Origin of the sequence: Microbispora sp. NPDC046933 (assembly GCF_040644635.1) — a bacterium.
Lineage (GTDB): Bacteria > Actinomycetota > Actinomycetes > Streptosporangiales > Streptosporangiaceae > Microbispora.
In genome coordinates this window covers 106,839-125,842 of the sequence record NZ_JBEYWW010000024.1, presented here as the reverse complement: position 1 = coordinate 125,842, position 19,004 = coordinate 106,839, and the positions used below count along the sequence as shown (strand labels likewise).

16 protein-coding genes are annotated in these 19,004 nt (G+C 71.0%); 3 read left to right on the top strand and 13 right to left on the bottom strand.

Going from position 1 to position 19,004, the window contains the following annotated elements:
• Window positions 1–130 precede the first annotated feature (130 nt).
• From ABZ857_RS29120 to ABZ857_RS29080, 9 genes are all read right to left on the bottom strand, one after another.
• Window positions 131–970: a shikimate dehydrogenase gene (locus tag ABZ857_RS29120; protein WP_357048727.1), complete on the bottom strand. Its 840-nt coding sequence runs from the start codon at window positions 968–970 to the stop codon at window positions 131–133.
• The gene (mltG, locus tag ABZ857_RS29115; protein WP_357048724.1) at window positions 967–2,121 is read right to left on the bottom strand and encodes an endolytic transglycosylase MltG; all 1,155 of its coding nucleotides are present in this window, start codon (window positions 2,119–2,121) and stop codon (window positions 967–969) included. Before mltG (ABZ857_RS29115) ends, ABZ857_RS29120 begins: the two co-directional genes overlap by 4 nt.
• 276 nt (window positions 2,122–2,397) lie before the next feature.
• Complete coding sequence (gene mltG / locus ABZ857_RS29110) at window positions 2,398–3,432, bottom strand: endolytic transglycosylase MltG (protein WP_357048721.1); 1,035 nt, start codon at window positions 3,430–3,432, stop codon at window positions 2,398–2,400.
• Window positions 3,429–3,932 carry a Holliday junction resolvase RuvX gene (gene ruvX, locus ABZ857_RS29105; RefSeq protein ID WP_357048718.1) on the bottom strand — a complete coding sequence of 168 codons (504 nt, stop codon included), beginning with the start codon at window positions 3,930–3,932 and terminating at the stop codon, window positions 3,429–3,431. The genes mltG (ABZ857_RS29110) and ruvX overlap by 4 nt, the downstream gene beginning before the upstream one ends.
• Window positions 3,933–3,939: 7 nt before the next feature.
• Entirely contained in the window at window positions 3,940–6,612 is a 2,673-nt protein-coding gene (alaS, locus tag ABZ857_RS29100; protein ID WP_357048715.1) for an alanine--tRNA ligase, read from the bottom strand.
• Between the two features lies 1 nt (window position 6,613).
• A complete protein-coding gene (locus tag ABZ857_RS29095; RefSeq protein ID WP_079316531.1) occupies window positions 6,614–6,883 on the bottom strand; it encodes a hypothetical protein in 270 nt (89 codons plus the stop codon).
• Window positions 6,880–7,350, bottom strand: a complete 471-nt coding sequence (locus ABZ857_RS29090; RefSeq protein WP_357048711.1) for a DUF948 domain-containing protein — start codon at window positions 7,348–7,350, stop codon at window positions 6,880–6,882. The genes ABZ857_RS29095 and ABZ857_RS29090 overlap by 4 nt, the downstream gene beginning before the upstream one ends.
• A 104-nt stretch (window positions 7,351–7,454) precedes the next feature.
• On the bottom strand, window positions 7,455–8,762 hold the full coding sequence (locus ABZ857_RS29085) for a replication-associated recombination protein A (RefSeq protein WP_357048708.1): 1,308 nt from the start codon (window positions 8,760–8,762) through the stop codon (window positions 7,455–7,457).
• A gap of 16 nt (window positions 8,763–8,778) precedes the next feature.
• The gene (locus ABZ857_RS29080; RefSeq protein ID WP_357048705.1) at window positions 8,779–9,246 is read right to left on the bottom strand and encodes a hypothetical protein; all 468 of its coding nucleotides are present in this window, start codon (window positions 9,244–9,246) and stop codon (window positions 8,779–8,781) included.
• Between the two features lie 213 nt (window positions 9,247–9,459).
• On the opposite strand from ABZ857_RS29080, the gene ABZ857_RS29075 reads away from it, so the two are divergent.
• Window positions 9,460–10,383, top strand: coding sequence for a peptidylprolyl isomerase (locus ABZ857_RS29075; protein WP_357048703.1), 924 nt, complete (start codon window positions 9,460–9,462; stop codon window positions 10,381–10,383).
• Window positions 10,384–10,448: 65 nt separating this feature from the next.
• On the opposite strand, the gene aspS is transcribed toward ABZ857_RS29075, so the two are convergent.
• Genes aspS through ABZ857_RS29060 form a run of 3 tightly spaced genes read right to left on the bottom strand, consistent with a single transcriptional unit; the run spans window position 10,449 to window position 14,145 of the window.
• Window positions 10,449–12,209 carry an aspartate--tRNA ligase gene (gene aspS / locus ABZ857_RS29070; protein ID WP_357048701.1) on the bottom strand — a complete coding sequence of 587 codons (1,761 nt, stop codon included), beginning with the start codon at window positions 12,207–12,209 and terminating at the stop codon, window positions 10,449–10,451.
• Window positions 12,206–13,462, bottom strand: a complete 1,257-nt coding sequence (hisS, locus tag ABZ857_RS29065) for a histidine--tRNA ligase (RefSeq protein WP_139575019.1) — start codon at window positions 13,460–13,462, stop codon at window positions 12,206–12,208. Before hisS ends, aspS begins: the two co-directional genes overlap by 4 nt.
• Window positions 13,462–14,145, bottom strand: coding sequence for an MBL fold metallo-hydrolase (locus ABZ857_RS29060; protein ID WP_357048802.1), 684 nt, complete (start codon window positions 14,143–14,145; stop codon window positions 13,462–13,464). The genes hisS and ABZ857_RS29060 overlap by 1 nt, the downstream gene beginning before the upstream one ends.
• 268 nt (window positions 14,146–14,413) lie before the next feature.
• Here ABZ857_RS29060 and ABZ857_RS29055 point away from each other — a divergent pair, with 268 nt between their 5' ends.
• Together ABZ857_RS29055 and ABZ857_RS29050 are read left to right on the top strand one after the other, a co-directional pair.
• A complete protein-coding gene (locus tag ABZ857_RS29055; RefSeq protein ID WP_357048699.1) occupies window positions 14,414–15,262 on the top strand; it encodes a peptidylprolyl isomerase in 849 nt (282 codons plus the stop codon).
• Between the two features lie 59 nt (window positions 15,263–15,321).
• Window positions 15,322–16,551, top strand: coding sequence for a DUF349 domain-containing protein (locus ABZ857_RS29050; protein ID WP_357048696.1), 1,230 nt, complete (start codon window positions 15,322–15,324; stop codon window positions 16,549–16,551).
• Between the two features lie 149 nt (window positions 16,552–16,700).
• On the opposite strand, the gene ABZ857_RS29045 is transcribed toward ABZ857_RS29050, so the two are convergent.
• Entirely contained in the window at window positions 16,701–18,881 is a 2,181-nt protein-coding gene (locus tag ABZ857_RS29045; protein ID WP_357048799.1) for a bifunctional (p)ppGpp synthetase/guanosine-3',5'-bis(diphosphate) 3'-pyrophosphohydrolase, read from the bottom strand.
• Window positions 18,882–19,004 lie beyond the last annotated feature (123 nt).

Sequence of the window (19,004 nt, the reverse complement as noted above, 5' to 3'; positions counted from 1 at the left end):
GCCGGACCGATCGAGTTCTTACGCTATCACAAAACCCGAACGTCCCTCGACGTATTCCGGGGCCGCCCAGTGCTGGTCAGAAACCCGGTGCTGGTCAGAAACCGGGTGCCGATCAGAAACCCGGGGCCGGTCAGACGGCCGCGCGCCGCGCGATCTCGGCCTCGCCGGCGGCGCGCATCGCCTCCACCGGCACGTCCGCGCGCCCGGTCATCAGCTCGACCTGCCGCACCGCCTGGTGCAGCAGCATCGGGAAGCCGCCGACCACGGTGCGCCCCCGCGCGCCCGCGGCCGCGGCCAGCGCCGTCGGCCAGGGCGCGTAGACGACGTCGAACAGCGCCGCCTTCTCGGGCAGGCGGGCCGCGACCCGCTCGGCCAGCGCGTCCGCCGCGCCGGACGGCAGCGTGGACACGACCAGGTCGGCCCCGGGGTCGAAGTCGTCGTAGGAGCGCACGGTCACCGCCGTGCCGAGGCGCTCGGCGACACGCAGGGTCTCTCCCGCGCGGCCCGGGTCGCGCACGACCAGCGTGACCTCCGCGAGCCCCGTCTCCCGCAGGGCGGCGACGGCTGAAGCCGCGGTGGCGCCGCCACCGAGGACGACCGCGGAGGACGGCGCGGGCACACCCGCCTCCGCGAGCGCCTGGACGATGCCGTACACGTCGGTGTTCTCGCCGTGCCGCGCGCCGTCGCGGAACACCACTGTGTTGGCGCCGCCGACCGCGAGCGCGAGATCCGAGACGCTGTCGAGCAGAGGGAGCACGGCGCGCTTGAGCGGCATCGTGAGCGACAGCCCGGCCCACTCCGGGCCGAGCCCGCCGATCAGGTCGGCCAGCCCGCCCTCGGCGCACTCGATCGCGTCGTACCGCCAGTCATGCAGGCCCATCGCCGCGTACGCCGCCCGGTGCAGGACCGGGGAGAGCGAGTGGGCGATCGGTGAGCCCAGCACGGCGGCCCGCCGGCCGGTCGCGGTCATTTGTTGTTCCTGTTGAACTCGTCGCGGAGCTTCCAGAACTCCGTCTCCTTGTCGGTGAACTTGGTGATGCCCCGCTTCGGGTCGACCGTCACGAAGTACAGCCAGTTGCCGTCCGCCGGGTGCAGCGCGGCCTCGATCGCGTGGTCGCCCGGGTTGGCGATCGGGCCGGGCGGCAGGCCGAAGTACTTGTAGGTGTTGTACCGCGAGGTGCTCTCCAGGTCGGCGTGCGAGGCCGCGATGCCGTACTTGTTCAGGCCGTACATGACCGTGCTGTCCATGCCCAGCTTCATCTGGGGGTTGGAGGTCAGCCGGTTGTAGATGACCCGGGCGACCTTCGGCATGTCCTCGGCGCTGCCGGACTCCGCCTGCACGATGCTGGCGATGATGATGATCTGCCTGGCGCTGAAGCCGAGTTGCTTCGCCTGTCTCTCCAGGTCGACCCGATCCGCGGTCTGGTTGAACCGGTCGACCATCTTGGTGAGGATCTGCTGCGGGGTGAGCTTGCTGCTGATCTCGTACGTCGCCGGGAACGCGAAGCCCTCCAGGCGGCCCTTGGCGTAGGCGGGGAGCCCGATGTCGGCGCGGGCGGCCTTCTTGAAGTCGTCGACCGGCTTGCCCGTGGCGGTGGACAGCTCCTCGTAGATCTTGCTGAGCCGCAGCCCCTCGCGGATTGTCAGCCGGTTGAGCACCCGGTTCTTGGGGTCCAGCAGGGCCAGAGCGGACTCGGCGGACATGCCCTTGCGCATCTCGTACTGGCCCGGTTGGAGCGAGGAACTCTTCCCCGCGGCGCCGATGGCGTTGATGAACGCCCGCGCGCTGGCCACGACGCCCTCGTCCTCCAGCATCTGGGCGACGTCGGTGGCGCTCGCGCCCTCCTCGATCTCGACGACGACCTCCCCGCGTCCCTCCCCCGTGTAGTCCTTCGGGATCATCACGCCGCGCGCCCAGGTGAATCCGAAATAGCCGAGGCCGCCGAGGACTCCGATGATGATCGCGATGGCGAACAGCGTGGCGACCCTGCCCTTGCGCCGCTGTTTCTTGCGGCGCCTGCGGCTGCGCCGCTGCTGCATCCGGCTGCCGGAGGACCGGCGCCGGGGAGAACCGTCGTCGTCCTCGGCGCCGAGCAGGAAGTCCATGTCCAGATCATTCATAGTGCGCTGGCCAATCTCTCGGTACGAGAGGCCTCCCGTCAAGCGAGTGTGCCAGACCGAGGGGATTCGGGGCAGGGGGGATTCGGGGCAGGGGGATTCGGGGCAAGGGGGAATCGGGGCAACGGGGGATTCGCCGCGAGGGTGCCGGGGGCAGTGGGGGTCCTGCGGGTCGTCCCCGATATGTGGAGCCCCGCCCGGGGGCGGCGGGGCCGTGCGGACGCGCCCACCGCTCCGGAACCCCCGCGGGACGGCGCCGCGCGGATGCCCCGGAGGCGATCAGTTCGTCCCGAGATACCTGTTCAGCTCCTCCCGATATTTCCTGAACTCCGCCTCTTTGTCAGTGAATTTGGTGATTTTACGCCGGGGATCTGTGGTGACGAACCAGTACCACGTGCCCTCGGCGGGATGGAGGGCGGCCGTGAGCGCGCTCTCCCCCGGGTTGCCGATGGGTCCGGGCGGCAGCCCGGTGCGCGCGTAGGTGTTGTACGGCGAGTCGACCCGCGTGTCCTCGGTGCTGACCTTGAGGGTGTGACGGTTCAGCGCGTAGTTGACCGTGCTGTCCATCTCCAGCTTCGCGCCGCGCGCGAGACGGTTGTACACCACTCTGGCGATCTTGGGGTAGTCGGCCGGGACACCGCCCTCGGCCTGCACGATGCTCGCGACCGTCACCGCCTGCTTGGGCGTGAGCCGCACGCGCGGAGCCAGCTCCTCCAGCTTCACCTTCTGGGCGGCGACGCGGAACCGGGCCGTCATCTTCCTGAGCAGATCGGCGGCGGTCATCCCCGGCTCGATCTCATACGTGGCGGGGAAGAGGAATCCCTCGGCCGCCCCCTCGGCGTACGCGGGCAGGCGCAGGCGCCGGGGCTCGGCGACGGCCTCGGTGAAGTCCTTCAGCGGGATGCCGGTCCGGTCCGCGAGCGTGCGCAGCACCTCGCTCGTGCGCAGCCCCTCGGGCACGGTGACCGTGCGCACGACCCTGCTCGCGGGCGAGAGCAGCAGATCGAGGGCGCTGGCGGCGGCCATGCGACGCCGCAGGGTGTAACGGCCCGGATGCAGGCCGCTCTCCTTGGAGCGCGCGATCACCTGCTCGACGAACGACTGGGCGCTTGCCACCACGCCGGCCTTCGCCAGCGTCTCGCCGATCTCGGCGGCGCTCGCCCCCGGCGTGATCTCGACCGTGACCGTCCCCGAGCCGCCGCCCGAGTAGTCCGGAGCCTTGTCGGACTGCCCGACCACCTGATGCACGCCGTACGCCACCGCCACCGCGACCAGGGCGAGGCCGCCAGCCATGGCGGCCGCGGTCCGCCTCACCGTGCGGTCCCGCCGCTCGCTTCCTCACCGGGCCCGGCGCCGGGCCGCGGTGGTTCGAGAGGTCTGCCGGGGGGATTGCCGGTGGCCCGCTCGCCGTCGAGCGCGGCCTGCAGCAGCACGACGGCCGCCGCCTGGTCGATCACGTCACGCTGGTTGCGGGCCTTCACGCCGCTGGAACGCAGGCCCTGCTGCGCGCTGACCGTGGTGAGCCGTTCGTCCACCAGCCGGATCGGCAGCGGAGCCACCCGGGCGGCCAGCCGCGCGGCGAAGTCGCGCGCGGCCCCGGCGGCGTGGCTCTCCCTGCCCGACAGCGACGTGGGCAGCCCGACCACGATCTCGATCGCCTCGTGCTCGGCCGCGATCTCCGCGATCCTCGCCAGGTCGCCCCGGCCGCGCCGTACGGTCTCCACCGGCGTGGCCAGCAGACCCGACGGGTCGCAGCGGGCCACGCCGATGCGGACGGAGCCGACGTCGACCCCGATCCTGACGCCGTGCCTCATCGGCCGCTCACGCCACGGCGGAGGAGATGGCCTCCTCGACCGCGCGCAGCGCGTCGCCGATCGCCTCGGGCCGCGTGCCGCCGCCCTGGGCCACGTCGTCCTTGCCGCCACCGCCACCCCCGAGTGCCTTGGCGGCGACGCCGACGAGCCGGCCCGCCTTCAGGCCCCGCTCGCGTCCCGCCTCGTTGACCGCGGCGACGACGACCGGCCGGTCGGAGGGGACGCCGGAGACGACGACGACCGCGGCGCGGTCGCCAGGGAACCTGCCGCGCACATCGAGGGCGAGTTTACGCAGGTCGTCGGCGGAGGTGCCATCAGGCGCGCGGTGCGTCACCACGGAGACGCCCTGCATGTCGCGGGCCTGCGCGGCGAGTTCGCCGGCCACCGCGAGCACCTGGGCCGAGCGCAGCTTCTCCAGCTCCTTCTCGGCGGCGCGCAGGCGGGAAACGATGCCCTCGATGCGCTCGGGCAGCTCCTCGCGGCGGGTCTTGAGCTGCTCGCTGAGCTGGGCGACCAGCACGCTCTCGCGGGCCAGGAACCGGAACGCGTCGAGGCCGACGAGCGCCTCCACGCGGCGCACGCCCGCGCCGATGGACGACTCGCCCAGCACCTTCACGAGGCCGAGCTGGCCGGAGCTGGCCACGTGCGTGCCGCCGCACAGCTCGCGCGAGTAGTCGCCGACCTCGACCACCCGGACCTCGTCGCCGTACTTCTCGCCGAACAACGCGAGCGCGCCCATCGCGCGGGCCTGCGCCTGGCTGGTGTAGAAGGCGTTGACCTTGAGGTCGTTGATCAGGACGGCGTTCACCTCGTCCTCGACGTCGCGCAGCATCGACGGGGAGACCGCCCCGGCCGCGGTGAAGTCGAAGCGGAAGCGGCCCGGGGAGTTCTCCGAGCCCGCCTGGGCCGCCGACTCGCCGAGGGCGTTGCGGAACCCGCGGTGGACCAGGTGGGTCGCGGTGTGGCTGCGCGAGATCGCGCGGCGCCGCTCCAGGTCGATGTCGGCCTGCGCCTGGTCACCGACCCGCACCTCGCCGGTGCGCACCTTGCCGCGGTGCACGACCAGGCCGGGCACCGGCGACTGGACGTCCACGATCTCGATCTCCGCGCCGCCGGTGCGGATCAGGCCCTGGTCGGAGAGCTGACCGCCGCCCTCCGCGTAGAACGGGGTGCGGTCGAGCACGACCTCCAGCGTGGTCCCCGCGCCGGCCGCCGGGACGGCCGCTCCGTCGACGAGCAGGCCGATGACGTTCGCCTCGGCGGTGGTGTGGTCGTAGCCGAGGAAGTCGACCTTCCCGGCCTTCTCCAGGATGCCGGTGAAGACCGAGATGTCGGCGTTGCCGGTCTTCTTCGCCGCGGCGTCGGCCTTGGCGCGGTCCCGCTGCTCCTTCATGAGCCGGCGGAAACCCTCCTCGTCCACCTGGAGGCCCTGCTCGGCCGCCATCTCCAGGGTGAGGTCGATCGGGAAGCCGTAGGTGTCGTGGAGCTGGAACGCCTGGTCGCCGCTGAGCGTCGAGACGCCCTTGCGCTTGGTCTCCTCCACCGCGACGTCGAAGATCGCCGTACCGGTGCGGAGCGTGCCGAGGAACGACGCCTCCTCCGCGTCGATGACCGTGTGGATGTTGGCGGCGTCGGCCTTGAGCTCGGGGTACTGCTGGCCCATCACGTCGATGGTGACGGCGGTGAGCGCGTGCATGTGCCGCTCCTCGCCCGCGCCGAGCAGGCGGAGGTTGCGGATCGCGCGGCGCAGCATGCGGCGCAGCACGTAGCCGCGGCCCTCGTTGGACGGCAGCACGCCGTCGCCGACGAGCATGACGCCCGCCCGCATGTGGTCGGCGATCACCCGCAGCGACACGTCGGCGCGCTTGTCGCGCCCGTAGCGCGACCGGGTGAGCTCGGCCGCCGTGTCGAGGATCTTGTACGTCGTGTCGATCTCGTAGATGTTGTCGACGCCCTGCAGGATGGCCGCCATGCGCTCCAGGCCCATGCCGGTGTCGATGTTCTTGGCCGGCAGCTCGCCCGCCACGTCGAAGTCGATCTTGCTGCGGACCTTGCTGAGCTGGAACTGCATGAAGACGAGGTTCCACACCTCGAGGTAGCGGTTCTCGTCGGCGATCGGCCCGCCCTCGCGGCCGTACTCGGGGCCGCGGTCGTAGTAGATCTCCGAGCACGGCCCGCCGGGCCCGGGGACGCCCATGTGCCAGTAGTTGTCGGCGAGGTCGCGGCGCTGGATGCGGTCGAGCGGCAGGCCCACCTTGCGGTGCCAGATGTCCTGGGCCTCGTCGTCGTCCAGGTAGACGGTCGCCCACAGGCGGTCCTCCTGGAAGCCGAAGCCGCCGTCGGACTCGGGCCGGGTGAGCAGCTCCCAGGCGAACGGAATCGCCTGCTCCTTGAAGTAGTCGCCGAAGGAGAAGTTGCCGAGCATCTGGAAGAAGCTGGCGTGCCGGGTGGTCTTGCCGACCTCGTCGATGTCGAGGGTGCGCATGACCTTCTGCGCGCTGGTCGCCCGCCGGTACGGCGGCGTCTGCTGCGCCAGGAAGAAGGGCTTGAACGGGACCATCCCCGCGTTCACGAGAAGCAGTGTCGGGTCCTCGGCGACCAGGCTGGCCGAGGGCACGACTGTGTGCCCGCGCTCCTCGAAGAAGCGCAGGAAGCGGCGCGCGATCTCTGCCGACTCCATTTCAGCGGCCGTCCTTTACGTCGTAGATTCTGTTCTTGCCGGTGGTGTTTCCATCAACCGTGTCGAGCCCGAACTCGGCGCGCAACTCGGTTTCCCTGCTCGCCGACAGGTGGCGCACCTCGCCGGCGAAGTCCCTGAGCTGGTCGGCGAGGGTCACCGCGCGGTCGGCGGTGCGCCTGGCCACGTGGTCGGGCCGCAACGACTGAAGCTTACGCATGGTCCAGACCGTGAGGAACGCGCCCAGGGACATGTAGAAGAGCCGCCGGATCATCCGCGTCCCCTCCCGATCGCCCGGCGCTCCACGGCGCGCTCGGCCGCGTGCCGCTCGCTGATCCTGTCCCTGGTTCGAGGGCCGCCGCGGGCGACCCGCCGGGCCGGGACCCTGCGGGCGGCGCGCCGGGCCAGCGCCAGGCGGAAGCCGTCCCGGAAGGCGGAGATCTTGAGCACCGGACCGGCGAACAGCGTGGAGGCCACTCCGGTGATCTTGACCATGTTGCCGCTGACGTCACGCATGTTGTGCGTGATCTCCTCGGCCGCCACCAGCCGCCGGTTGGCCTCGGAGACGGTCTGGCTCATGTCGTCAAGGAGCGGGGCGATGCGGTCGCTCAGCTCGGCCACGGACTTGCGGGTCTCGGTCAGCAGTCTGGCCAGCCTGACCAGCACGACGACCATGAAGCAGACCAGGATCACCCAGAAAATGGCGACCACGAGGCCCGCCAGCTCTCCCGCGGTAAGCATGTGCCGATCTCCCTAGATCAACGGAGCTGGAATGGCAAGACCTTACCGCGAACGCCCTGCCCGCAGTTCCGCACCACACACCCCGGACCGCATACGTGCGGCGCTCAGCCTCCGCGCAGGAAGCTCCGGATCTTCGCCCAGCGCTCGGCGAACCGCGCCTCGGCGCCGTGCGTGGTCGGCTCGTAGTAGCGGCGCTCCCGCAGTTCCTCCGGCGCGTAGTCCTGGCGGACGAGGCCGTGCTCGAAGTCGTGCGGGTACTGGTAGCCCCTGCCGTGGCCGAGCTTCTTCGCGCCCGGGTAGTGGGCGTCGCGCAGGTGGTCGGGGACGCGGCCCACCATGCCGCGCCGCACGTCGTCGGAGGCCGCCCCGATCGCCTTCACGACCGCGTTCGACTTGGGCGCCAGCGCGCAGTGGATGACCGCCTGGGCGAGGTTGATCCTGCCCTCGGGCAGGCCGATGAACTCCACCGCCTGGGCGGCGGCCACCGCGACCTGCAGGCACGTGGGGTCCGCCATCCCCACGTCCTCGCTGGCGAAGATCACGATCCGGCGGGCGATGAACCTCGGGTCCTCCCCCGCCTCCACCATCCGGGCGAGGTAGTGCAGCGCCGCGTCGGCGTCCGAGCCCCGCATGCTCTTGATGAACGCGCTGACCACGTCGTAGTGCTGGTCGCCCTGCCGGTCGTAGCGCACGGCGGCCTTGTCGACGGCCTTCTCCACCACCTCGACCGTGACGTCGTCGGCCAGCATCGCCGCGGCCTCCAGGTAGGTCAGCGAGCGCCGGGCGTCTCCGCCGGCCAGCCGTACGAGCTGGTCGAGGGCGTCCGGGTGCAGCGTGACGCGCCCGCCGAGGCCGCGCGGGTCGGCCACCGCCCGCTCCAGGACGGCGCGGACGTCGTCTTCGGCCAGCGGCTCCAGGGTGAGCAGCAGCGAGCGGGACAGCAGCGGGGAGATGACGGAGAAGAACGGGTTCTCCGTGGTCGCGCCGATGAACGTGACCCAGCGGTTCTCCACCGCGGGCAGCAGCGCGTCCTGCTGCGCCTTGTTGAACCGGTGGACCTCGTCCACGAACAGCACGGTCTGCCTGCCGGTCATGCCGAGCTCGCGGCGGGCCTGGTCGATGGCGGCGCGCACGTCCTTGACCCCGGCGGAGACGGCCGAGATCTCCACGAACCTCCGCTTGGTCGCGCCCGCCACGACGTACGCCAGCGTGGTCTTGCCGGTGCCCGGAGGCCCCCACAGGAACAGCGACATCGGGGCGTCGCTCTCCACCAGCCGGCGCAGCGGCGTGCCGGGTCCCAGCAGGTGCCGCTGGCCGATCACCTCCTCCAGCGAGCGCGGCCGCATCCGCACGGCCAGCGGCTCCTGGCCCCGGTGCGCCTCCTCGGCGGCCGAATCGAACAGGCTCTCCACAGCGCCGACACTACCGTCAGCCGCCCCAAACGGCCGTCGCCCCCGTGTGCCCGGTCCGTACGGCGTAGTAGCCGACGGCCACGGCGAGGATCACGGCGGCGGCCGACACGACCAGGACGCCCGCCCGCGAGCCGGCGCCCTGGGGGGCGCGGCGGGCCCGGGTGAGCCACACCATCAGCAGAGACGCGACGGTCAGGAGCGCGGTCACCGGCACGAGGATGTCCGCGAGCCCGCTGTGGACTCCGATCGCCGGTGAGGGCCGGCCCTGGAACATCCGGTGCTCCAGCGCCTCTCCGCTCTCCTTGGCCGCGAACACCGAGCCGAGGGCCACCACGGCGGTCGCGACCAGGGCCCAGTCGAGCTTGTGCCGCAGGCGGGGCAGCGCGGCGTACACGATGGACAGCACCGCGAGCAGCGGCGCGAAGATCACCGCCGCGTGGACGAGGAGAGCATGGGCCGGGAGTCCGAAGACCTGGTCGAACATCGTGCATCGCTCCTGAGACGGCAACCGGGCGCGGATCGCGAACCGTACCCCCTGTACGGATTCGCTCGGCAGGAGGTTCCCAGGGAGATCTGAGAGCAAGATGAGCGCAAACAGTCGTGATACCCCTGGGACGCCTGCTTTACACGAAGCCGACGGGATCACGGATAGAGTGGCGCATCAGTCGTAATAAAAGGGGAAAGGGAAGGCATAGCGGTGACCGACACTGATCGGCAGAAGCAACCGGCTTGGCGCGTGAGCACGGCCGGGCGCGCGACCACACCCCGTCGCCGCCTGCGTGGCACCCTCGGTGCCGGGCTCGGACTCCTCGCGCTGGCGGGCAGCCTGGTGGCCTGCAGTGACGGCTCGGCCGACCAGGCGTCCAAGGCCACCCCCTCGGCCTCCGCGTCGGCCTCCGCGTCGGCCTCCGCCGAGGGTCCCACCGTGACGCAGAGCGAGCCCACGGAGCCGACGGCCCCGCCCACCAGCCTGCGCCAGATCACCTGCCAGTACCGCAAGGACGACTCGGGCAGCCCGTCGAAGTTCGTGGGCCTCCCGCCCAGCAAGCTGACCAGGAGGGTCATCCTCGCCAAGCAGATGATCATCAGGACCAACCAGGGCGAGATCGTCATCGACCTGGCCACCAAGGACGCGCCGTGCGCGGTGAACTCGCTCGTGTTCCTGGCCGACAAGAACTTCTACGACGGCAGCGTCTGCCACCGCCTCGCGACGGTGGAGACCGTCGGCCTCGGCATGCTGCAGTGCGGCGACCCCCTGGCCAAGGGCGACGGCAAGAGCAAGGACGACGGCGCGGGCGGCCCGGGATACCTGTTCGACGACGAGAACCTCGGCGGCATGCCGCTCAACCGCGGCACGGTCGGGCTGGCACAGGCCACGGAGGACGCCAACTCCAACGGCAGCCAGTTCTTCATCTCGTTCACCGACGAGAACACCCAGCTGACCGCCTCGGGCGCCGCCTTCACGATGATCGGCGTCGTGAGCAAGGGCATGAACGTCATCGACAAGATCGCCAAGGGCGGCATCATCCCCTTCAACGGCGACCCCACGGCCGACGTGCGGGGCGAGGGCTCCAACGCCCCCAAGAAGAAGGTCGTGATCAAGGACCTGGCCATCGTCTGACCGCCTCAGAACACAGGACGGCCCCCGCGGCACCGAGAGGTGCCGCGGGGGCCGTCCTGTTGGAGCTACTGGCTCTGCGCGGCGGGCTCGGGCCTGTCGCCCTTCGGCGTGGCGTCCACGCCTGCCTCCTTGCGCTGCTCCGGGCTGATCGGGGTGGGCGCCCCGCTCAGCGGGTCGTAGCCGGACGCCGTCTTCGGGAACGCGATCACGTCCCGGATCGACTCGCCGCCCGCCAGCAGCATGCAGACGCGGTCCCAGCCGTAGGCGATGCCGCCGTGCGGCGGCGGGCCGTACTTGAACGCCTCCAGCAGCCAGCCGAACTTGCTCTCGGCCTCCTCCTTGGAGATGCCGAGCACGTCGAACACGCGCTGCTGCATCTCGGCGCGGTGGATACGGATGGAGCCGCCGCCGATCTCCATGCCGTTGCAGACCATGTCGTACGCGTAGGCGAGCGCCTCGCCGGGGTGGTCCTGGAAGTTCTCGGCCCACTCCGGCTTCGGGGAGGTGAACGGGTGGTGGACCGGGGTCCAGCCGCCCTCGCCGTCCTCTTCGAACATCGGGGCGTCGACGATCCACAGGAACGACCACTGCGACTCGTCGATCAGGTCGCAGCGGCGGCCGATCTCCAGGCGGGCCGCGCCGAGCAGGTCGCGGGAGGCCGCGGGCGCGCCGGCCGCGAAGAAGACCGCGTCGCCGGGCTTGGCGCCGGTGGCCTCGGCGAGGCCGGCCAGCTCGGTCTCCGACAGGTTCTTGGCCACCGGGCCGCCCAGCGTGCCGTCCTCCTGCACCAGCACGTACGCCAGGCCGCGGGCGCCGCGCGACTTGGCCCACTCCTGCCAGGCGTCGAGCTCCCTGCGGGTCTGCGCGGCGCCGCCGGGCATCACGACCGCGCCCACGTACGGCGCCTGGAAGACGCGGAACGAGGTGCCGGAGAAGTAGTCCGTGAGGTCGGTCAGCTCGACGCCGAAGCGCAGGTCGGGCTTGTCCGAGCCGTACCGCGCCATCGCCTCGGCGTACGTCATCCGGGGCAGCGGCGTGGGCAGCTCGTAGCCGAGCGTCTCCTTCCAGATCCGCCCGATGAGCGCCTCGCCCAGCTCGATCACGTCGTCCTGGTCCACGAACGACATCTCGATGTCGATCTGGGTGAACTCGGGCTGCCGGTCGGCCCGCAGGTCCTCGTCCCGGAAGCAGCGGGCGAGCTGGTAGTAGCGCTCCAGACCGGAGACCATGAGGAGCTGCTTGAACAGCTGCGGCGACTGCGGCAGGGCGTACCAGTTGCCCGGCTGGAGCCGTACCGGCACCAGGAAGTCGCGGGCGCCCTCGGGCGTCGAGCGGGTCAGGTTCGGGGTCTCGACGTAGACGAACCCGCGCTCGCGCATGACCTCGTTGGCGAGGTAGGTCGCCTGCGAGCGAATCCGCAGCGCGTCGGCGATCCGCTGGCGGCGGATGTCGAGGTAGCGGTACTTCAGCCGCGCCTCCTCCGACACGCCGGAGCTGCCCTCGATCGGGAACGGCAGCGGCGCCGACTCGCTCAGCACCTCCACCTCGGAGGCGACGACCTCGATCTCGCCCGTGGGCAGATCGGGGTTCTCGTTGCCGGCCGGACGCCGGCGTACCTCGCCTGTGACCTTGACGCAGTACTCCGCGCGCAGGTCGTGGGCGTGGTCCTCCTCGCGGAAGACCACCTGGGCCGAGCCGGAGGCGTCGCGCAGGTCGATGAAGACCACGCCGCCGTGGTCGCGCCGGCGCGCCACCCATCCGGCCAGCGTCACCTTCTGGCCCGCGTGCTCCTTGCGGAGCGTGCCTGCCTCGTGGGTGCGGATCACGAGAGTTTCCCCTTCAAGAACTCGACGACCTCCGCGAGCGGAACCGCGGTCTGGTCGGCTGTGGTCAGGTCCTTCACTTGCACGGCTCCCGCCTCGATATCTCGGTCGCCGAGGATGAGCGCGTATCGCGCGCCGCTGCGGTCGGCGGCCTTCATCGCGCCCTTGACGCCACGGCCGCCGAAGGCCATGTCGACCGCGAGACCGGCCCGGCGCAGCTCGCTCACGAGCGGGAACACGCGCCGCCTGGCCTCCTCGCCGAGCGGTACGGCGAACACCTCGACGCCGCGGGGCCGCTCGGCCAGCAGGCCCTCGGCCTCCATCGCCAGCACCGTGCGGTCCACCCCGAGGGCCCAGCCCACGCTCGGCAGCGCCGGGCCGCCGATCTGCTCGCTCAGCCCGTCGTAGCGCCCTCCCCCGCCGACCGCCGACTGGGCGCCCAGGCCGTCGTGCAGGAACTCGAAGGTCGTACGCGTGTAGTAGTCCAGGCCGCGCACGAGCCGGGGGTCGTCCTCGTACGCCACGCCGGCGGCCGTCAGCAGGCCCCTGACCTCCTCGTGGTAGGCCTTGCAGGCCCCGCACAGGTGGTCGGTGACCAGCGGCGCGTTCTCCAGCTGCGCGCGCACCTCGGGGCGCTTGTCGTCGAGCACGCGCAGCGGGTTGATCTCGATCCGGTTGCGGGTCGGCTCGTCGAGGTCCAGGCCGCGCAGGAAGTCCTGCAGCGCGGCGCGGTAGGCCGGGCGGCACTCCTTGCAGCCGAGCGAGTTCAGCAGCAGCCGGACGCCGCGCAGGCCCAGCGAGGCGTAGCCGTCCATCGCCAGCACGATCAGCTCGGCGTCGAGCGCCGGGTCCTCGGCCCCCAGGGCCTCCGCCCCAACCTGGGAGAAGTGGCGGTAGCGCCCCGCCTGGGCCCGCTCGTAGCGGAAGTAGCTGCCCGAGTACCAGAGCTTGATCGGCAGCGGCCCGCCGTACAGGCCGTGTTCGAGCACGGCACGCATCACGCTCGCGGTGCCCTCGGGGCGCAGCGTCAGCGACTGCCCGCCCCGGCTCGTGAACGTGTACATCTCCTTGGTCACGATGTCGGTCGACTCGCCGACGCCGCGCGAGAACAGCGCCGTGTCCTCGAAGGCCGGCGTCTCGATGTAGCCGTAACCGGCGCGGCGGGCCGGCGCGGCCAGGGCGTCCCGTACGGCGAGAGCCCACTCCGAACGCGGGGGCATCCAGTCGAAGGTGCCCTTGGGCGCCTGAAAGGTCATCACAATCCCCTGGTCGGGCCTGCGTGCGGCGCGACGTCCCTGAGGAAGGGGTTGGTCGCGCGCTCGCGGCCGATGGTCGTCTGAGGTCCGTGGCCGGGCAGGACCGTGGTCTCGTCCGGCAGCGTCAGCGTCTTGGCGAGGCTGCGCAGGATGGCGGCGTGGTCGCCGCCGGGCAGGTCGGTACGGCCGATGGAGCCGGCGAACAGCAGGTCGCCCGCGAACAGGACCTGGGAGTCCTCGAAGGGCGTCCGGAACGTCACCGACCCCCTGGTATGGCCCGGCCTGTGCTCGACCGTGAGCTCCAGCCCGGCCAGCGACAGCACGGCCCCGTCGGCCAGCTCCCGTACGTCGTCCGGCTCGGAAAGTTTCAGCCCGCCGAACACCTGGCCCGCCTGCGGCGGGAACCCCTTCGCCGGGTCCGACAGCAGGTCGCGGTCCTCCGGGTGGATCCACGCGGGCACGTCGCGGGCGCCGCACACCGGGGCCACCGACCACACGTGGTCGATGTGGCCGTGGGTGAGCAGCACCGCGACCGGCTTCAGCCGATGCTCGCGCAGCAGCGCGTCGAGATCCTCCACGGCGTCCTGACCTGGGTCGATGACCACGCACTCCTCGCCTGCTGCGGGAGCGACGACGTAACAGTTGGTCTGGAACGACCCTGCGGGAAACCCGGCGACGAGCACGGAAGCGGCCTCTGCGTCTCTACGGATCAATCAAGGATTGCGCGAGCGAATGTAACCGAAGGGTACCGGTGCGGGTCGGCAGGCTGCGAACCAATACCCGTCAGCCGATACGATTCGCCCACCTCAATAGTCATTCTTGGAGCAGTCGAGCCGGATGCTATAGAACGGGCCGCCGTTCCCGGAGCACCTCCCGGGTGTGGCGGGCACGCGCCGGCGAGATCGCGTCCGGGCGTACGACCATGGGAAACAGGAAAGTCGGGAGGTCGAAGTGGTCACCGGCAAGGACCGGCAGAAGCAGCTGGCCCGGGAACACTACGAACGGCAGCTGCGGGCACGCGCGGAACGCGAGCAGAAGTCGCGGCGCACCGCGATCATCGGCACCACCGCGGCCGTGGTGGTGGTGATCGGCGGCGTGGTGGCGGCGACGACCCTTCTCGGTCGCGACGACAGCGACGCCACGGCGGCCGCGTCGCCGTCGGCGAGCATCAAGCCCGCCGTGGCCGAGCCCAAGCCGTACGACCCGGCCAAGGGCACCTGCGGCTACGTCACGGACGAGAGCGGCGGGCAGGTCAAGAACGTGGGCATGCCGCCGGAGAAGGTGAGCACCGCCCCGGCGACCATGACCATCAAGACCAACCTCGGCGACATCGTCGCGCGGCTGGACAGCGAGAAGGCGCCCTGCACGGTCAACTCGTTCAGGTTCCTGGCCTCCAAGGACTACTTCGACAACACGAAGTGCCACCGGATGGGCACGAGCTTCCCGATCCTGCAGTGCGGCGACCCGCTGGCCAAGGCCGACGGCAAGAACCCGACCGACGGCCAGGGCGGCCCCGGCTACCGCTTCGCCAACGAGAACCTGACGGGCGCGAAGTACACGCGGGGCGTGATCGCGATGGCGAACAGCGGCCCGAACACCAACGGAAGCCAGTTCTTCATCGTGTTCGGGGACACCGGGCTGACGCCCGACTACACGCCTTTCGGTACGGTGACCAAAGGACTCGAAATCGTGGACAAGGTCGCCAAGAAGGGCGTCATCCCCAGTGCCGGCGGGGACGGCACTGGTGCCCCGAAGCAGCCCGTGGTCATCAAAGACGTGACAATCACCAGCAAGAGCTGACGTAATACAACCAAGGGCACATCGAGCCCTGGAGGCTGATTCAAGTGCGGGAGGACACGGTGAGCACCGACCCGTGGGGCCGGGTAGACGAGGACGGCACCGTCTACGTGCGTACGGCTGAGGGAGAACGGGCCGTCGGGTCCTGGCAGGCCGGTGAGCCGGAGGAGGCGCTGGCCTACTACCGCCGGAAGTTCGACGAGCTGGCGGGCCAGGTGCAGCTCCTGGAGCAGCGGGTGCGCGGCACCGACCTCGCGCCGGCCCAGGCCGAGGCGAGCATCGCCAAGCTGCGGGAGACGGTGGCCGAGGCGCACGCGGTCGGCGACCTCGGCTCGCTGCAGGACCGGCTGACGGCGCTGACCGAGCTGGTCGGCAAGCGGCGCGAGGAGCTGCGGGCGGCACGCGACCAGGCCCGGGCGCACGCGCGCGAGGTCAAGGAGCGCATCGTCGCCGAGGCCGAGCGCATCGCCGAGGAGACGACGCACTGGAAGTCCGGCGGCGAGCGGCTGCGGCAGCTCGTCGAGGAGTGGAAGGCCGCGGAGCGGGTCGACCGGGCCACCGAGGCCACGCTGTGGAAGAGGCTGTCCACGGCCCGTACGGCCTTCGCCAAGCGGCGCAAGGCGTACTTCTCCTCGCTCGACCAGCAGCGCGACGCGGTGCGCGACGCCAAGGAGCGCATCGTGAGCGAGGCGGAGGCGCTGGCGGACTCGACGGAGTGGAACGCCACCGCGGCGGCCTACCGGGAGCTGATGCGCCAGTGGAAGGCCGCGGGACGCGCCTCCCGTGAGGTCGAGGACGAGCTGTGGGCGCGTTTCAAGGGCGCCCAGGACCAGTTCTTCCAGGCCCGCTCGGCGGTGTTCGCGGAGCGGGACGCCTCCTTCGCGGCCAACGCGGAGGTGAAGGAGGCGCTGCTGGCCGAGGCCGACAAGCTGCTGCCGGTCACCGACGCGCGGGCCGCCCGTACGGCGTTGCGGGGCATCCTGGAGCGCTGGGAGGCCGCGGGCCCGGTGCCGCGCGACCAGCGCGACCGCCTGGAGGGCGGGCTGCGCAAGGTCGACGACGCGGTCCGCAGGGCCGAGGAGACCGAGTGGAAGCGCTCCAACCCCGAGGCCAGGGCCCGCGCCCAGGACACGGTCAACCAGCTCCGCAGGTCCATCGACCAGCTGGAGACGCGGCTGGCCAAGGCCCAGACGGCCGGCCGGGACAAGGACGTCAAGGAGACGGAGGAGGCCCTGGCCGCCCGCCGCTCCTGGCTCCAGGAGGCCGAACGCACGCTCGCCGAGTTCTCCTGACCGGCCCGGAGGACCATCCCAGGATCCCGGCGTGACCTCGTGTCACGCCGGGATTCGCATATCCGCGGATTCCTGAGGACGCCCCGCCGCAGGGCAGGGGCCGTCCGGCCATCGGCCCGCCGGGCCGTGGTTGCGGCCGGGCGGGGCCGTCAGCTGGTCACGCGGTAGACGTCGTAGACGCCCGCGACGTTGCGCACCGCCTTGAGCACGTGGCCGAGGTGCTTGGGGTCGCCCATCTCGAAGGTGAACTTGCTGATCGCCACCCGGTCGCGGCTGGTCGTCACCGAGGCCGACAGGATGTTCACGTGCTGGTCGGACAGGGTCCGCGTGACGTCCGACAGCAAGCGGGGCCGGTCGAGCGCCTCCACCTGGATGGCGACGAGGAACACAGAGTCGTCCCCGGGCGACCAGGAGACCTCCACCAGCCGGTCGGGATGGTTGCTCAGCTGCTCGACGTTCGGGCAGTTGGTGCGGTGGACGGAGACGCCGTGCCCCCGCGTCACGAACCCGACGATCTCGTCCCCCGGCACCGGGGTGCAGCAGCGCGACAGCCGGACCCACACGTCCGGGTCGCCCGCGACGATCACGCCGGCGTTCGAGTTGGCCCTCAGACGGCCCTTGAGCCGCGTGGGGACCTGGGCCTCGGCGATGTCCTCCTCGGCCCCCTCGACGCCGCCCAGGGCCTGTACGAGCTTGTCCACGACCGACTGTGCGGTGAGGTGCCCCTCGCCGACGGCGGCGTACAGGGCCGAGACGTCGGCGTAGCGCAGGTCCCTGGCCAGGGCCAGCAGCGCCTCGCCGGACATCAGCCGCTGCAGCGGCAGGCCCTGCTTGCGCATGGCCCGCCCGATCGCCTCCTTGCCCGCCTCGATGGCGGTCTCGCGGCGCTCCTTGGTGAACCACTGGCGGATCTTGTTGCGGGCCCGGCCGCTCTTGACGAACTTGAGCCAGTCCCTCGACGGCCCCGCGTCGGGCGACTTCGAGGTGAAGATCTCCACGGTGTCGCCGTTGCCGAGGCGGGACTCCAGCGGGACCAGCCTGCCGTTCACCCGCGCGCCGATACATCGGTGGCCGACCTCGGTGTGCACGGCGTACGCGAAGTCGACCGGGGTGGCGCCCTCGGGCAGGGCGATCACCTGGCCGCGCGGGGTGAAGACGAACACCTCCGACACCGACAGGTCGAAGCGCAGCGACTCCAGGAACTCCCCGGGGTCGGAGGTCTCCTTCTGCCAGTCGAGCAGCTGCCGCAGCCAGGCCATGTCGTTGACCTGCTTGACCTTGCCGGGGCCCGCCCCGGTCATCTCCTCTTTGTACTTCCAGTGCGCGGCCACGCCGTACTCGGCGCGGTTGTGCATGGCCCGCGTGCGGATCTGCAGCTCGATGGCCTTGCCCTCGGGTCCCATGACCGTCGTGTGGAGCGACTGGTACATGTTGAACTTGGGCATGGCGATGTAGTCCTTGAACCGCCCCGGCACCGGCTTCCACTGAGCGTGGATCGTTCCGAGCGCGGCGTAGCAGTCGCGGACCGTGTCGACCAGGACGCGGATGCCCACCAGGTCGTAGATGTCGTCGAAGGCCACGCCCTTGGCGATCATCTTCTGGTAGATCGAGTAGTAGTGCTTGGGACGGCCCCGCACGGTCGCCTTGATCTTCGCCTCACGCAGGTCGGCGGAGACCTTCTCGATGACCTCGTGCAGGAACAGGTCGCGGCGCGGCGCGCGCTCCGACACCATCCGGGCGATCTCGTCGTACCGCTTGGGGTAGAGCATGGCGAACGCGAGGTCCTCCAGCTCCCACTTGATGGTGTTCATGCCGAGCCGGTGGGCCAGCGGCGCGAAGATCTCCAGCGTCTCGCGGGACTTCTGCTGGCGCTTGTGCTCGGGCATGTAGCGCATGGTCCGCATGTTGTGCAGCCGGTCGGCCAGCTTGATCACCAGCACGCGGATGTCGCGCGACATCGCGACGACCATCTTGCGCACGGTCTCCGCCTGCGCCGCGTCGCCGAACTTCACCTTGTCGAGCTTGGTCACGCCGTCGACGAGCAACGCGATGTTGTCGCCGAAGTCGGCTCGTAACTCGTCGAGGCTGTAGGCGGTGTCCTCGACCGTGTCGTGCAACAGGGCGGCGCACAGCGTCTCGTCGTCCGTGCCCAGCTCCGCCAGGATCGTCGCCACCGCGAGCGGGTGGGTGATGTACGGGTCGCCGCTCTTGCGCTTCTGATCCCGGTGGTGGTAGGCGGCGACGTCGTACGCGCGCTCGATCAGCCGCAGGTCGGCTTTGGGATGGGTGGCACGGACCGTCTTGAAGAGCGGTTCCAACACCGGATTCATAGCACCCCACTGCCCCCCGAAACGGGCGAGCCTCCGTCGCGTGGCCGAAGCCGGCCTGTCCTCCGGGCCCGCCGCCGGGTCGCGCGCCGCGTCAGGGGGCACGTCTGCGACGGGCTCGGGGGC

What these genes read in the sequence shown, in the direction of transcription:
- ABZ857_RS29120 (WP_357048727.1), bottom strand. Translation starts at nt 970, where the DNA reads ATGACCGCGACCGGCCGGCGGGCCGCCGTGCTGGGCTCACCGATCGCC.
- mltG (WP_357048724.1), bottom strand. Translation starts at nt 2,121, where the DNA reads ATGAATGATCTGGACATGGACTTCCTGCTCGGCGCCGAGGACGACGAC.
- ruvX (WP_357048718.1), bottom strand. Translation starts at nt 3,932, where the DNA reads ATGAGGCACGGCGTCAGGATCGGGGTCGACGTCGGCTCCGTCCGCATC.
- alaS (WP_357048715.1), bottom strand. Translation starts at nt 6,612, where the DNA reads ATGGAGTCGGCAGAGATCGCGCGCCGCTTCCTGCGCTTCTTCGAGGAG.
- ABZ857_RS29095 (WP_079316531.1), bottom strand. Translation starts at nt 6,883, where the DNA reads ATGATCCGGCGGCTCTTCTACATGTCCCTGGGCGCGTTCCTCACGGTC.
- ABZ857_RS29090 (WP_357048711.1), bottom strand. Translation starts at nt 7,350, where the DNA reads ATGCTTACCGCGGGAGAGCTGGCGGGCCTCGTGGTCGCCATTTTCTGG.
- ABZ857_RS29080 (WP_357048705.1), bottom strand. Translation starts at nt 9,246, where the DNA reads ATGTTCGACCAGGTCTTCGGACTCCCGGCCCATGCTCTCCTCGTCCAC.
- hisS (WP_139575019.1), bottom strand. Translation starts at nt 13,462, where the DNA reads ATGACCTTTCAGGCGCCCAAGGGCACCTTCGACTGGATGCCCCCGCGT.
- ABZ857_RS29045 (WP_357048799.1), bottom strand. Translation starts at nt 18,881, where the DNA reads ATGAATCCGGTGTTGGAACCGCTCTTCAAGACGGTCCGTGCCACCCAT.